Annotated in this window: 13 protein-coding genes; 10 read left to right on the forward strand and 3 right to left on the reverse strand. The window is 67.7% G+C overall.

Features of this window, described 5'->3' with window-relative positions; translation table 11 throughout:
- Position 1 precedes the first annotated feature (1 nt).
- Positions 2 to 247, reverse strand: a complete 246-nt coding sequence (locus RPB_RS08140) for an Lrp/AsnC ligand binding domain-containing protein (protein WP_011440513.1) — start codon at positions 245 to 247, stop codon at positions 2 to 4.
- A gap of 158 nt (positions 248 to 405) precedes the next feature.
- Here RPB_RS08140 and thiD point away from each other — a divergent pair, with 158 nt between their 5' ends.
- From thiD to RPB_RS08175, 7 genes are all read left to right on the forward strand, one after another.
- Positions 406 to 1,206, forward strand: coding sequence for a bifunctional hydroxymethylpyrimidine kinase/phosphomethylpyrimidine kinase (gene thiD, locus RPB_RS08145; protein WP_041798091.1), 801 nt, complete (start codon positions 406 to 408; stop codon positions 1,204 to 1,206).
- A 110-nt stretch (positions 1,207 to 1,316) separates the two neighbouring features.
- Entirely contained in the window at positions 1,317 to 1,985 is a 669-nt protein-coding gene (gene gntA / locus RPB_RS08150; RefSeq protein ID WP_011440515.1) for a guanitoxin biosynthesis heme-dependent pre-guanitoxin N-hydroxylase GntA, read from the forward strand.
- Positions 1,982 to 2,578, forward strand: a complete 597-nt coding sequence (locus RPB_RS08155) for a DUF1989 domain-containing protein (RefSeq protein ID WP_011440516.1) — start codon at positions 1,982 to 1,984, stop codon at positions 2,576 to 2,578. Before gntA ends, RPB_RS08155 begins: the two co-directional genes overlap by 4 nt.
- Before the next feature lie 251 nt (positions 2,579 to 2,829).
- Complete coding sequence (locus RPB_RS08160; RefSeq protein ID WP_011440517.1) at positions 2,830 to 3,486, forward strand: class I SAM-dependent methyltransferase; 657 nt, start codon at positions 2,830 to 2,832, stop codon at positions 3,484 to 3,486.
- Between the two features lie 54 nt (positions 3,487 to 3,540).
- A complete protein-coding gene (locus tag RPB_RS08165) occupies positions 3,541 to 4,338 on the forward strand; it encodes a UDP-2,3-diacylglucosamine diphosphatase (protein ID WP_041798093.1) in 798 nt (265 codons plus the stop codon).
- Positions 4,338 to 5,396, forward strand: a complete 1,059-nt coding sequence (locus RPB_RS08170; RefSeq protein ID WP_011440519.1) for a glycosyltransferase family 4 protein — start codon at positions 4,338 to 4,340, stop codon at positions 5,394 to 5,396. The genes RPB_RS08165 and RPB_RS08170 overlap by 1 nt, the downstream gene beginning before the upstream one ends.
- 70 nt (positions 5,397 to 5,466) lie before the next feature.
- Positions 5,467 to 6,453: a threonine/serine dehydratase gene (locus RPB_RS08175; RefSeq protein WP_011440520.1), complete on the forward strand. Its 987-nt coding sequence runs from the start codon at positions 5,467 to 5,469 to the stop codon at positions 6,451 to 6,453.
- Between the two features lie 279 nt (positions 6,454 to 6,732).
- Here RPB_RS08175 and RPB_RS08180 read toward each other — a convergent pair whose 3' ends face one another.
- Positions 6,733 to 8,211 carry a hypothetical protein gene (locus RPB_RS08180; RefSeq protein WP_041798629.1) on the reverse strand — a complete coding sequence of 493 codons (1,479 nt, stop codon included), beginning with the start codon at positions 8,209 to 8,211 and terminating at the stop codon, positions 6,733 to 6,735.
- A 75-nt stretch (positions 8,212 to 8,286) separates the two neighbouring features.
- Between RPB_RS08180 and RPB_RS08185 the strand changes: the two genes are divergently transcribed.
- Positions 8,287 to 9,489, forward strand: coding sequence for an MFS transporter (locus RPB_RS08185; protein WP_011440522.1), 1,203 nt, complete (start codon positions 8,287 to 8,289; stop codon positions 9,487 to 9,489).
- On the opposite strand, the gene dgcA is transcribed toward RPB_RS08185, so the two are convergent.
- The gene (dgcA, locus tag RPB_RS08190; RefSeq protein WP_011440523.1) at positions 9,459 to 10,454 is read right to left on the reverse strand and encodes an N-acetyl-D-Glu racemase DgcA; all 996 of its coding nucleotides are present in this window, start codon (positions 10,452 to 10,454) and stop codon (positions 9,459 to 9,461) included. The two genes, RPB_RS08185 and dgcA, sit on opposite strands and share 31 nt — an antisense overlap.
- A gap of 103 nt (positions 10,455 to 10,557) precedes the next feature.
- Between dgcA and RPB_RS08195 the strand changes: the two genes are divergently transcribed.
- The gene (locus RPB_RS08195; RefSeq protein WP_011440524.1) at positions 10,558 to 11,709 is read left to right on the forward strand and encodes an ABC transporter permease; all 1,152 of its coding nucleotides are present in this window, start codon (positions 10,558 to 10,560) and stop codon (positions 11,707 to 11,709) included.
- 2 nt (positions 11,710 to 11,711) lie between these two features.
- A complete protein-coding gene (locus RPB_RS08200; protein WP_011440525.1) occupies positions 11,712 to 12,482 on the forward strand; it encodes an ABC transporter ATP-binding protein in 771 nt (256 codons plus the stop codon).
- Positions 12,483 to 12,585 lie beyond the last annotated feature (103 nt).

A 12,585-nucleotide genomic window follows, 5' to 3' on the forward strand; every position in this document is an offset into this window, starting at 1 on the left:
GCTATTTCGGGCCGAAGGCCTTGAAGGTGATGATGGTGTGGGTGTCCTTGATGCCCGGGATCACCTGAACCTTCTCATTGACGAAATGGCCGATGTCGGTGGCACGGTCGACATAGAACTTCACCAGCAGATCGTAGTCGCCGGCAGTCGAATAAATCTCCGATGCGATCTCGGCCTCGGCGATCGCGTTGGCGACCGCATAGGATTGGCCGAGCTCGCATTTGAACTGAACGAAAAACGGGACCATTGCTTGTCTCTCCAAGGACTTGGCGGGTCCATCAAGCCCAAAACGGCTGTTGTGGCAAGCCGGTGGCAAACTTGCGGCAACTCCGGCGGCAGGCTACGACCGGTCCGGAACGGGCCGGCGCAGCGCCGGCTGGCTCTGGAATGACGACGAGTACGAGCATGGCAATTCCGATCGCACTGACGATCGCCGGATCCGACTCCGGTGGCGGCGCGGGGATCCAGGCCGATCTCAAATCCTTCGCCGCCAATGGCGTCTACGGCGCCTCGGTGATCACCGCGCTGACCGCGCAGAACACGCTGGGCGTGAGCGCCATCCACGACGTGCCGGCCGCGTTCGTCACCGCGCAGATCGATGCTGTGTTCGGCGATCTCGCGATCGCGGCTGTGAAGATCGGCATGGTGTCGCAGCGGCCGGTGATCGATGCGATCGTCGCTGGTCTCGACCGTTGGGCGGCGCGCAATGTCGTGCTCGACCCGGTGATGGTGGCGACCTCCGGCGACCGGCTGATCGCGGACGACTGCGTCGAGGCCTTGCGCGGCGCGCTGATCCCGCGGGCCCGGATCATCACCCCGAACCTGCCGGAGGCGGCGGCGCTGCTGGGCGAGGCGGTGGCGGCCGATCAGGCGGCGATCGAAAGCCAGGGAAGGCGGCTGCTGGCGCTGGGATGCGGCGCGGTGCTGATCAAAGGAGGCCACGGCGTCGGGCCGACCAGCACCGACTATCTGTTCAGCGCGGCCGGCATGCTGACGCTGGCGGCGCCGCGCGTCGACACCAGGAACACCCACGGCACCGGCTGCTCGCTGTCGTCCGCCATCGCGGCGAATCTGGCCAAGGGCGAGGAACTCGACACGGCGGTGGGGCACGCGAAGGCCTGGGTCAGCGAAGCGATTGCCGCGGCCGATCGGCTCGACGTCGGCAAAGGCCACGGCCCGATCCATCATTTCTACGCGTTCCACTGAGGCCGTCGCCGACCTGCGGCCCGCAGAGCGCATGGCACCTCTCGCCCGCAGGCAAGAAAATTCGGGCACCAATCAAAGGCGAGCGCGTTGGTGGCATCCAGGGAGCCACGATGACGCCGCCGAGTTTAGAAGACGAGTTTCGCAATTTCATTCACGCCGCCGACTTTCCATGCGTCGGGGCGAAATCTGCGCTTTCGAAGGGAACGCTGCATGTTCTGGTCGCGCGGGACATCCGGTCCAATTGGGACGATCGACGCATCTACGACGGCATCACCCGCGTCGTACGCGATTATCGGGAGAATCGCGCGCTGTTCCAGAGCTTTGCCGTGATCTTCGAGGGACCTACCGATATCGACGAACAAGCGTTCGAAAAATTTCTGTGGGCCCGGGCGGAAAGTCTCACCAACAAGGATACCTGGCTCGGCAGGCCTCACGACGAGCGTGTCAGCAGCGATCCGGGCGACCCGCATTTCTCGCTCTCGTTCGGCGAGGAAGCGTTCTTCATCGTCGGTCTGCACCCGAATGCCAGCCGCCCCGCGCGTCGGTTCGAGCGGCCGGTGCTGGTGTTCAACCTTCACGATCAGTTCGAGCAGTTGCGCGAGATGGGGCGATACGAACGGTTGCGCGCGAAGATCATCGAGCGCGACGTGGCTTTGGCCGGCTCGCCGAACCCGATGCTCGCGCGACACGGCGAGACTTCGGAAGCCCGTCAGTACAGCGGTCGCGCCGTGGCCGAGCAAGAGTGGGTGTGTCCGTTCAATCCGGTGGACCGCGTATGACCGCTCCGACGACGATCCCGCCGCGGTCGGGCACTGCGTTCCGGCTCGCCGAGGGACAAGTCCTCACGGTGATCGATCCGCAGGGTGAGCAGGTGTCCGATCTCGTCGCGTTCAATGCGCACGACCTCGGCGAGGCCATCTCTTCCGGCCGAAGTCTCGACTACGCCAGCAAACTGTATCTGACCGCCGGGGATCCGATCTATTCCAACCGCAGCAACGTGATGCTGCGCATCGTCGAGGACACGGTCGGACGCCACGATTTCCTGCTGACGCCGTGCTCGAAGGAGACCTTCAAGATCATCTACAACGACGAGAATCCGCATCACGGATGTTTCGGCAATCTCGAAATCGCGTTGGCGCCGTTCGGGATCGGTCCGGATTCGATCCCGGTCGCCTTCAATTGTTTCATGAACGTGGTGATCGCACCAGCGACCGGCGCCTTCACCGTCGAGGCGCCGCTCAGCCGCGCCGGTGACTTCGTCAAGTTTCGGGCGGAGATGGACCTGATCATCGGCCTGACGGCTTGCTCGGCGCTGCAGTCCAACAACTACGCCTTCAAACCGATCGACTATCGGGTCGATCGGGCAGGGTGATGATTCAGGCGCGCAAGTTGTTGAGCTGTCCCGCTCCGGATCCGGCCCTCCGGAACCGGCCCTCCGGAACCGGCCCTTTCGTGTCAGTGCGAATCCGAACCGCGGCGGCAGACGAATCGCCTGGTGGAACACGCCACATTTCCACGCCTTCGACTAACGGCCGGGGGCTGCCGGGCGCATTGTCGCAGCACCGTCGCACTCCGCTGCTAATCGGGATTCACTGAAGAATTCCAGATTCGCGACGGACCAAGATGACGCCTGATCTCGACAAATCCCTGGTTGAAACCGCCTACGCCCGCTGGGCGCCGATCTACGACGCGGTATGCGGGCCGGTGATGGTCAAGGGGCGTCGGGCGGCGGCCGCCGAGGCGCGCGCGCAGGGCGGCAAGATCCTCGAAGTCGGCGTCGGCACCGGGCTGTCGTTCGACGATTACGACGCCTCGACCGAGATTACCGGGATCGATCTCAGCACGCCGATGCTGGAAAAGGCCCGCGCCAAGATGGCGACCGGTCGCTATCCGTGGGTCAAGGACGTGCGCCGGATGGACGCGCACGCCATGGAGTTCGCCGACGCGACCTTCGACTGCGTCGTGGCGCAGTTCGTGATCACGCTGGTCGAAAACCCCGAACAGGTGCTGTCGGAGTGCCACCGCGTGGTCAAGCCGGGCGGCCGTATCATCCTGGTCAATCATTTGTATTCGGAAGTTGGCGTCGCCGCCGCGGTCGAGCGCTGGGCGGCGCAGAAGACGCGCGGATTGGGGCTGCGCCCCGAGTTTCCATTCGCGCGGCTGCAGGCCTGGGCGCAGGCCAACAGCGACGCGATCCTGGTCGAGCGGCGCAAGATCAAGCCGTTCGGTATCTACACGCTGGTGTGCTTCGAACGAGCCGGCCCCTCGCTGGCGGCGTGAAGCCACCACATTGTCATTCGCTGCCGCGGGCAGCCTGGCATGGGACATAGACCGATGAGCGACGACGGTCCGGAACGGCGTTTCCGTACACTTTTCATTTCAGACGTCCATCTCGGCGCGCGCGGCTCGCAGACGCATCTGCTGCTGGATTTCCTCCGCGTTCATGATGCCGATACGATCTATCTGGTCGGTGACATCATCGATGGTTGGGCGCTCAAATCGAGCTGGTACTGGCCGCAGTCGCACAACGACTTCGCCCAGAAGCTGCTGCGCAAGGCGCGCAAGGGCGCGCGCGTGATCTACATTCCCGGCAATCACGACGAGTTTCTGCGCTCCTATTACGGCACGCATTTCGGCGGCATCGAAGTTGCGGAAAGCGCGATCCATACCGGCGTCGACGGCCGCCGCTACCTGGTCATCCACGGCGACATGTTCGATCTCGTCGTGCAGAACGCGCGCTGGCTCGCCCATGTCGGCGACAAGGCCTATGATCTCGCGATCCGGCTGAACCGCATCGTCAATGCGTTACGGCGCTGGTTCGGCGTGCCGTATTGGTCGCTGTCGCAATGGGCCAAGCACAAGGTCAAGAACGCCGTCAACTACATCGGCGCGTTCGAGCAGACGCTGGCGCAGGAAGCGCGCCGCCACGGCACCGAGGGTGTGATCTGCGGCCACATCCACACCGCGGCGATCCGCGACGATCACGGCATCCGCTACATGAATTGCGGCGACTGGGTCGAGAGCTGCACGGCGCTCGCCGAGAACGAGGATGGCCGGTTCGAGATCATCACCTGGACCGATCCGCTCAAGCGCAATCTGCCGGTGCCGACGGTCGCGGCGCGTGCCGCCTGATGCGCATCCTGATCGCGACTGACGCCTGGCATCCCCAGGTCAACGGCGTGGTGCGAACGCTGACCATGATGGCCGAGGCGGCGAAGTCGCTCGGCGCCGAGGTCACGTTCCTGACGCCGGAGACCTTCCCGACGGTGCGGCTGCCGAGCTACCCGGATCTGCGGATCGCCATTCCGAGCCCGGCGAAAGTCGCGCGGATGATCACCGCCGCGCAGGCCGACTGCATCCATATCGCGACCGAAGGGCCGATCGGCCTGGCGGCGCGGCGCTATTGCCGCAAGCGCGGCCTGCGCTTCACCACCAGCTTTCACACCCGGTTCCCCGAATACGTCTCGGCGCGGGCGCCGATCCCGGAGTCCTGGGTGTGGTCGCTGCTGCGCTGGTTTCACGGTGCCAGCCATGCGGTGATGGCGGCAACGCCGGCGCTGGCCGAAGAACTGCGCGGGCGGCGCTTCCGCAATGTGGTGCTGTGGCCGCGCGGCGTCGATGCCGGGCTGTTCCATCCGCGCGACGGCGCCGATCTCGGGCTGACGCGGCCGGTGTTCCTGTCGGTCGGCCGGGTCGCGGTCGAAAAGAACCTCGAGGCATTTCTGGCGCTCGATCTGCCCGGCACCAAGGTCGTGGTCGGCGACGGACCGGCGCGGGCGGCGCTGCAGCGCGACTTCCCGCAGGCGGTGTTCCTGGGCGCCAAGCAGGGCGAGGCGCTGGCGCAGGTCTATGCCGCCGCCGACGTGTTCGTGTTTCCGAGCCAGACCGACACCTACGGGCTGGTGCTGCTCGAGGCGCTGGCGAGCGGCGTGCCGGTCGCGGCGTTTCCGGTGACCGGCCCGCGCGACGTGATCGGCGATGCCCCGGTCGGCGTGCTCAGCGACGATCTGCGGCAGGCCTGCCTCGGGGCGCTGAATATCTCGCGCGATGCCTGTCTGGATTTCGCCGCGGACCACACCTGGGCCGCTTCGGCGCGGGCCTTCATCGACAACGTCACCCGGGTCTGGATGATGGATCCCGGTGCGGCGCTGGCCGAATCCGACGCGAAGGCGCGCCGGCTGGTCGCCTGAGCAGGCGAGTCGCCGTGCCTCAAGGCAACGTGCATTGCCGGGCCGCGCGGGGCTGCGGTATTGTCGCCCCATGATGGATTCAGTCTCGTTCCCGATCACCGCCGCAGATATCGACGCGGCGGCCGATGTGCTCGCGCCCTATGCGGTGCGCACGCCGCTGCTGACCTCGCCGGCGCTCGACGCCGCCACCGGGGCGCGCGTCTTTCTGAAGCCGGAGATGCTGCAGCGGACCGGCTCGTTCAAATTTCGCGGCGCCTTCAACAAGCTGTCGTCGATCCCGCAAGCGGCGCGCGGCGGCGGCGTGGTGGCGTTCTCGTCCGGCAATCACGCCCAGGGCGTCGCCGCGGCGGCGCAGATCCTCGGCATGCGCGCCACCATCGTGATGCCGGCCGATGCGCCGGCCTCGAAGCGTGAGCGCACCAAGGGCTACGGCGCCGAGGTGGTGCTGTACGATCGCGACCGCGAGGATCGCGAGGCGATCGCGCGCGGCATCGCCGGCCCCCGCGGCGCGACGCTGGTGCCGCCTTATGACGATGCCAAGGTGATCGCGGGGCAGGGCACCGTCGGCCGCGAGATTGCCGCCGATCTCGCCGCGCTCGGCGTCACGCCGGATATCGTCGTCGCGCCGGCCTCCGGCGGCGGGCTGGTCGCCGGCATTGCCGTCGCGGTGACGACGCGCTTCCCGGAAGCGGCGGTGATGTCGGCGGAGCCGGAGGCGTTCGACGACCATGCCCGCTCCATCGCCGCCGGCCGCCGTGAGCCGCACAAGGCCGAAGGCCGCACCATCTGCGACGCGCTGATGGCGTCGATCCCAGGCGAACTCACCTTCGCGATCAATCAGCAGCTTCTGACGCGCGGCGTCACCGCCTCCGATGCCGAGGTGACCAAGGCGGTGGCCTTGGTGTTTCGCGAGCTGAAGCTGGTGGTCGAGCCCGGCGGCGCGGTGGCGCTGGCGGCACTGCTGGCAGGCCGCATCGATGCGCGCGGCAAGACCATCGCGATCGTACTGTCGGGCGGCAATGTCGACGCCGATCTGTTCGCGAAGCTGATCGCTTAGTGCAGTCCTGCTTTTGATGGAATCTGAGCTCGCGATCCGATTGCCGCCGTCATCCTGAGGTGCCCGCTGGGCCGCGCTGTGCGCGGCGCGGCGGGCCTCGAAGGATGGGCCGCAGGCACCTCGGGCCGCATCCTTCGAGGCGCGCTACGCGCGCACCTCAGGATGACGACTCTGCACTCGAGCTGGCCGCATTGCTTCAATCAGTCGACGAGGCGCGCGAGTCTCGTTCGCAGCGGGAAACGATTCGAAAGCGTCATCCCACCCCCGGCGAGGCGCGGCTCAGGAGAAGAAGGCGATCTTCTCGGCCTGGCTCATCCGTCGCAGCGGCGCCAGCGCATCGCTGTGGGACTGCACAGGCTGGCCGACAACGCCGCTCGCAAGCAGAGCAGCGCCGAGCGACGGCGATGCCGCTGCAGCCGCGGGCCCGGCGCTCGCAGCCATCATTGGCGCGGGCGCGACCGCGTGAGTCGTTGCGGGCGCCGCCATCATCGCTTCTGTCATCTGCCGCGGCGTATCGAGGAGCTCGCCGCGCTCGCCGATCTCGAGGCTCGACAGGTCGATCGACGGGGCTTCGATCGGGGCGGTGTCGCTCGACGGCGCTTCGGCTGCCGCGGGCAGATCGGCGTCGGGGGCCGCGTGCGGCAGCGCCACCGCGGCAGCGATCGTCTCGAGCTCGGAGTGTTCGCCGGCTGCCGGGCTGGCGTCCACCGTCTGTTCGGCCTCGGCCTGCGCGGCGGCGATCGCGGCTTCGAGTTCGCCGGGCTCGGGCGGCTGCGGCGCCGACATCTCCATCGCGACCAGATCCAGCATCGCGTCGACATCGGCGGCCGGTTCATCGGCCGGCTCGGCAGCCTGAGGCTGATCGGTCGAATTAAGGGCGACGGGGGGCACAGCGACCGGGGACTGATGAAACGAGGCCTGATCGTCCGGAGTCTGATCGACCGCAACCGCCGCCTCGACGTCGTCCGCCGGCGGCTGGTCCCATGGCTCTACGAATTCGACTCCGTCGGTCTCCGCCGCAGCCACGATCGTCACGCCGGCCTCGGCCTCCGCCTCCGGCGCGGCCGGCTCGGTCGCGACCAGCTGCGGATGGGTCTCCAACGCCGGCTCGGTCACGACCGCTTCGGTCTGTGGCGGCGCTGCGGCTTCCGCCATGTCGCCGTCGGCGCTGGGGGCCACCATCTCGTCCCGGTCGGCGGGCCGAGCATCGTCACGGGCCTCGCGCGCGACCCCTGCGAGGTCGTGCAGGCGGTCGAGCAGGCCGTCGAACGCCGCCGTCACCGCCGCTGTGTCGATGTCCTCGACCAGCCGGTGGCCGGCGTCGATCGCCGTCACCTGGGTGTCGATCAGATTGCAGATCCGGATATCGGCGCCGCATTCGCGCAGCGTCCACGACACCTCGCGGATGATGCGCGCGCCGTCACGCGCCGCTGCCAGCACCGCCTCGTTCTCCAGTCCGGCGATCGCCCGGGCGACGCCGGCGCGCGCCTCGCCGACGATCGCCCGGATCGCGACGAGTGATTCGCCGAAGGACGGGCCGCCGGCCTGCTTCTGCGCGGCGAGATTCTGCTCGATCCGCGCCACCGCATCCAGCACCATGCGGGTGTCGGCGTTGCGGTTGCGCTTGGCGTATTCGCTGAGAAACCAGCGTCCCCGCGAGGTTTCCATGAAGGCTTCGCGGATCGCATCGTAGTCCGCGTCGTTCGGCATCGCCGGGCGTGCGGAGATCGGCGACAGTGCGAATGCTTCTTCGGCCATCAGGGACTCATTGCGCAAATCGCTGCGCGTCACGATAACGATCACCACGAACCGTGCTGAATCGCAATTGAATTGATGTCTCCCGAATCACAAATCCCCACCAGAACAAGGGCTCCGAAGCGATTCGCGATCGGGCTCGCGGTATTCTATGCGACGGTGTTCGGCGTCGTCGGGACCTATCTGCCCTTCTTCACCGTATGGCTGAAAGCGATCGGGATCGAGCCCTTCTGGATCGGCGTGATCGTGGCGATGCCGGCGATCACCCGCTTCACGGTGCTGCCGTTCATCACCGCGGAGGCGGAGCGGCGCCACGCGCTGCGACCGGCACTTGTTATCACAGCCATCGTCACCACGCTCGGCTTTGTCTGCCTCGGGGTGCTACGAGGCCCGCTGGCGATTCTCGCGGTGTTCGTGGTCACCGCCTGTGCCTGGACGCCGATGGTGCCGCTGACCGACGGCTACGCGCTGAAGGCGGTGAGGCGGTTCGGCCTGAACTACGGGCCGCTGCGATTGTGGGGCTCCGCCGCCTTCGTCGTCGGGGCGGTGGTGAGCGGCGTGCTGGCCGACATCATCGCACCCGAGCATCTGATCTGGGTGATCGCGGCCTCCGCCGGACTCGGCGTGATCGCCGCCTTCGGATTGCAGCCGCTCGACGCCCCGGGCGCGCACCCGGCGCCGCCCGCGCGCCGGGTGGCGTTGCTGCGCAACCCGGCCTTTCTGGCGATCATCATTGCCGGCGGGCTGATCCAGGGCAGCCATGCGGCGTACTACGCGTTCGGCTCGATCGTCTGGCAGGGGGCGGGCTACAGCGGCATGACGATCGCGAGCCTGTGGATCCTCGGCGTGCTCGCCGAGATCGTGGTGTTCGCGCTGTCGCCGCGCATCACGCTGTCGCCGGCGCTGATGATGCTGGGCGGCGCGCTCGGTGCCGTGCTGCGCTGGCTGATCACCGCGCAGGATCCGCCGCTCGCCGTTCTCCTCCCGGTGCAGTTGCTGCACGGGTTGAGCTTCGGGCTGACGCAACTCGGCACCATGGGGCTGCTGGTGCGCCACGCCCCGGGTCATCTCATCGCCCGGGCGCAGGGCTACTACGCGGCCTGTTCAGGTCTGGCGATGAGCAGCGCCGCGATGCTCTCCGGCCTGCTGTTCGCGCGCTGGGGCCTCGCCGTCTACGATCTGATGGCGGCGGTGGCGCTGATCGGCGCGGTGGTGGTCGTTGCGATGCGTCGCCGCCTCGACACGCACGATCAGCCCCACAACGAGGGCTCCGGCGGATAGACGATGCTGCCGTCGTAGCGCAGGCCGTCGTCGCGATCCTTCGCCAGCAGCAGCGGGCCGTCGAGATCGACGAAGCGGGCGTGCGGCGTCAGCAGCATCGCCGGCGCCATCGACAGCGAGGTCGCGACCATGCAGCCGACCATGATGTCGAGGCCGAGCGCGCGCGCCGCCTCCGCCATCGCCATCGCCTCGGTGACGCCGCCGGTCTTGTCGAGCTTGATGTTGACGGCGTCGTAGCGGCCGCGCAGGGCATCCAGCGAGGCGCGGGCGTGGACGCTCTCGTCGGCGCAGACCGCGATCGGCCGGCGGATTTGCGCCAGCGCCTCGTCGCGCCCGGCCGGCAGCGGCTGCTCCACCAGCGTCACGCCGGCGCCGGCGCAGGCGGCGAGGTTGCGGGCGAGATTGTCCGGCGTCCAGGCCTCGTTGGCGTCGACGATCAGTTCGGCTCGCGGCGCGGCGCGGCGGACCGCGGCGATCCGGGCATCGTCGCCGTCGCCGCCGAGCTTGATCTTCAGCAGCGGGCGGGCGGCGGCTTTCGCGGTCGCCTCCGCCATCGCCTCCGGCGTGCCCAGCGAAATGGTGTAGGCGGTGGTCGCCGGTTGCGGCGCGGCGCTGCCGAGCAGCTCCCAGGCGCGGCGTCCGCTCAGCCCGGCCTCGAGGTCGAGCAGCGCGCAATCCAGCGCATTGCGCGCCGCGCCCGGCGGCATCGCCGATTGCAGGCCGGCGCGGTCGAGCCCCTGACGCAGCGGCGCGCGCATCGCCTCGATCGCGGCGACGGTGGTCTCCGGCGTCTCGCCGTAGCGGGCGTAAGGAACGCATTCGCCGCGGCCGGCTTGTCCGTTACGCCTGATCTCGGCCGTCACGACCACCGCTTCGGTCTTGGCGCCGCGGCTGATGGTGAAGGCTCCGGCGATCGGCCAATGCTCGATGCGTGCAGTCAATTGGGTCGGATTGATGGACGTCATTGGGATTTCTGGCAAACTCAAACCGAGGGTTGCCCGGCGCAACTAAGTATGGCTGGTAGTGCACCTTCCTCACAAGTCGTATTGAACTCCGGATTGGCTCAAAATGGCACAGCAACTGGCATTGGACGGTGGTCCGACGCTCGAACGGATCGCGCGGGGTGACGGGCTGGCGCTGTGCGCCGCCGGTTCCTGGACGGCGAAGTTCGCCCCCGTGCTGGAGCGCATCGTCGCAGACGCCGAGCAACTGACCGGCACGCGGCCGAACATCTTCATCGATGTTTCCGAAGTTGTCCGGCTGGACACGTTCGGCGCCTGGCTGATCGAGCGGCTGCGCCGCAACCTCGCCCAGGACGGCATCGAGGCGAAGATCGCCGGTCTGTCGGCGAACTATGCGAGCCTGGTCGACGAGGTCCGCCAGGTCGAGCCGGTCCCAGCGGATACGTCGCGGGGAGGCGGGCTGCGGGCGCCGATCGAGAAGCTCGGCCGCACCATGTTCGCGTTCGGCGACGATATCGTGGCGCTGATCAGCATGCTCGGCGCGGTGCTGGCCGGGGTGCTGCGGGCGATCCTGCATCCCTCGACCTTCCGGCTGGCGTCGACGGTGCATCATCTCGAGCAGGTGTGCTGGCGTGCGGTGCCGATCGTGGTGCTGATCACCTTCCTGATCGGCTGCATCATCGCGCAGCAGGGCATCTTCCATTTCCGAAGGTTCGGCGCCGACGTGTTCGTGGTCGACATGCTCGGCGTGCTGGTGCTGCGCGAGATCGGCGTGCTGCTGGTGGCGATCATGGTCGCGGGCCGCTCCGGCAGCGCCTACACCGCGGAACTCGGCTCGATGAAGATGCGCGAGGAGATCGACGCTCTGCGCACCATGGGGTTCGATCCGATCGACGTGCTGATCGTGCCGCGGCTGCTCGCGCTGCTGCTGGCGATGCCGATCCTGACGTTTCTCGGCGCGATGGCCGCGCTGTATGGCGGCGGGCTGGTGGCGTGGCTGTACGGCGGCGTCGATCCGGAGGCGTTCCTGCTGCGGCTGCGCGACGCGATCTCGATCAATCATTTCACCGTCGGCATGATCAAGGCGCCGGTGATGGCGCTGGTGATCGGCATCGTCGCCTGCGTCGAGGGGCTGGCGGTGCGCGGCAGCGCCGAGTCGCTCGGCCAGCACACCACGGCCTCGGTGGTGAAGGGGATCTTCTTCGTGATCGTGATGGACGGCGTGTTCGCGATCTTCTTCGCCTCGATCGGAATCTGACGATGGCGGAGCAAGGCAGCGATCCGATCATCCGGGTCCGCGACGTCTCGGTGCAGTTCGGTGCCACCAAGGTGCTGGACAATCTCGATCTCGACGTCCGCCGCGGCGAGATCCTCGGCTTCGTCGGCCCGTCCGGCGCCGGCAAATCGGTGCTGACTCGGACCATCATCGGGCTGGTGCCGAAGCTGAGCGGGCGGATCGAGGTGTTCGGCATCGACCTCGACGCCGCCGGCAAGGCCGAGCGACGCGGCATCGAACGGCGCTGGGGCGTGCTGTTCCAGCAGGGCGCGCTGTTCTCGTCGCTGACGGTGCGGCAGAACATCCAGTTTCCGGTGCGGGAATATCTCAAGCTGTCGCAGCGGCTGCTCGACGAGATCGCCATCGCCAAGCTGGTGATGGTCGGTCTCAAGCCGGAGGTGGCCGACCGCTACCCGTCAGAGCTGTCGGGCGGCATGATCAAGCGCGTGGCGCTGGCCCGGGCGCTGGCGCTCGATCCGGAACTGGTGTTCCTCGACGAGCCGACCTCCGGCCTCGACCCGATCGGCGCCGGCGAGTTCGACGAGCTGGTCCGCACCCTGCAGCGCACTTTGGGTCTCACCGTTTTCATGGTAACTCACGACCTCGACAGCCTGCACACCGCGTGCGACCGGATCGCCGTGCTCGGCGACGGCAAGGTGATCGCGGCCGGCTCGATGGCCGAGATGCAGGCGTCGCAGCATCCGTGGCTGCGGTCCTATTTCCACGGCAAGCGCGCCCGTGCGGTGGTCGGTTAAATGATCAGTCCGGATCTGTTTCGGAGTATTTCAGGGGTGTGCGCCGCTTTGAGTCCGCAATTCGCGCGCAAAGCGTGCGGGCGGACGGCGCCGGACTGGGTTG

The organism is Rhodopseudomonas palustris HaA2, assembly GCF_000013365.1.
GTDB lineage: Bacteria > Pseudomonadota > Alphaproteobacteria > Rhizobiales > Xanthobacteraceae > Rhodopseudomonas > Rhodopseudomonas palustris_J.

What these genes read in the sequence shown, in the direction of transcription:
- RPB_RS08140 (WP_011440513.1), bottom strand. Translation starts at nt 247, where the DNA reads ATGGTCCCGTTTTTCGTTCAGTTCAAATGCGAGCTCGGCCAATCCTAT.
- thiD (WP_041798091.1), top strand. Translation starts at nt 406, where the DNA reads ATGGCAATTCCGATCGCACTGACGATCGCCGGATCCGACTCCGGTGGC.
- gntA (WP_011440515.1), top strand. Translation starts at nt 1,317, where the DNA reads ATGACGCCGCCGAGTTTAGAAGACGAGTTTCGCAATTTCATTCACGCC.
- RPB_RS08155 (WP_011440516.1), top strand. Translation starts at nt 1,982, where the DNA reads ATGACCGCTCCGACGACGATCCCGCCGCGGTCGGGCACTGCGTTCCGG.
- RPB_RS08160 (WP_011440517.1), top strand. Translation starts at nt 2,830, where the DNA reads ATGACGCCTGATCTCGACAAATCCCTGGTTGAAACCGCCTACGCCCGC.
- RPB_RS08165 (WP_041798093.1), top strand. Translation starts at nt 3,541, where the DNA reads ATGAGCGACGACGGTCCGGAACGGCGTTTCCGTACACTTTTCATTTCA.
- RPB_RS08170 (WP_011440519.1), top strand. Translation starts at nt 4,338, where the DNA reads ATGCGCATCCTGATCGCGACTGACGCCTGGCATCCCCAGGTCAACGGC.
- RPB_RS08175 (WP_011440520.1), top strand. Translation starts at nt 5,467, where the DNA reads ATGATGGATTCAGTCTCGTTCCCGATCACCGCCGCAGATATCGACGCG.
- RPB_RS08180 (WP_041798629.1), bottom strand. Translation starts at nt 8,211, where the DNA reads ATGGCCGAAGAAGCATTCGCACTGTCGCCGATCTCCGCACGCCCGGCG.
- RPB_RS08185 (WP_011440522.1), top strand. Translation starts at nt 8,287, where the DNA reads ATGTCTCCCGAATCACAAATCCCCACCAGAACAAGGGCTCCGAAGCGA.
- dgcA (WP_011440523.1), bottom strand. Translation starts at nt 10,454, where the DNA reads ATGACGTCCATCAATCCGACCCAATTGACTGCACGCATCGAGCATTGG.
- RPB_RS08195 (WP_011440524.1), top strand. Translation starts at nt 10,558, where the DNA reads ATGGCACAGCAACTGGCATTGGACGGTGGTCCGACGCTCGAACGGATC.
- RPB_RS08200 (WP_011440525.1), top strand. Translation starts at nt 11,712, where the DNA reads ATGGCGGAGCAAGGCAGCGATCCGATCATCCGGGTCCGCGACGTCTCG.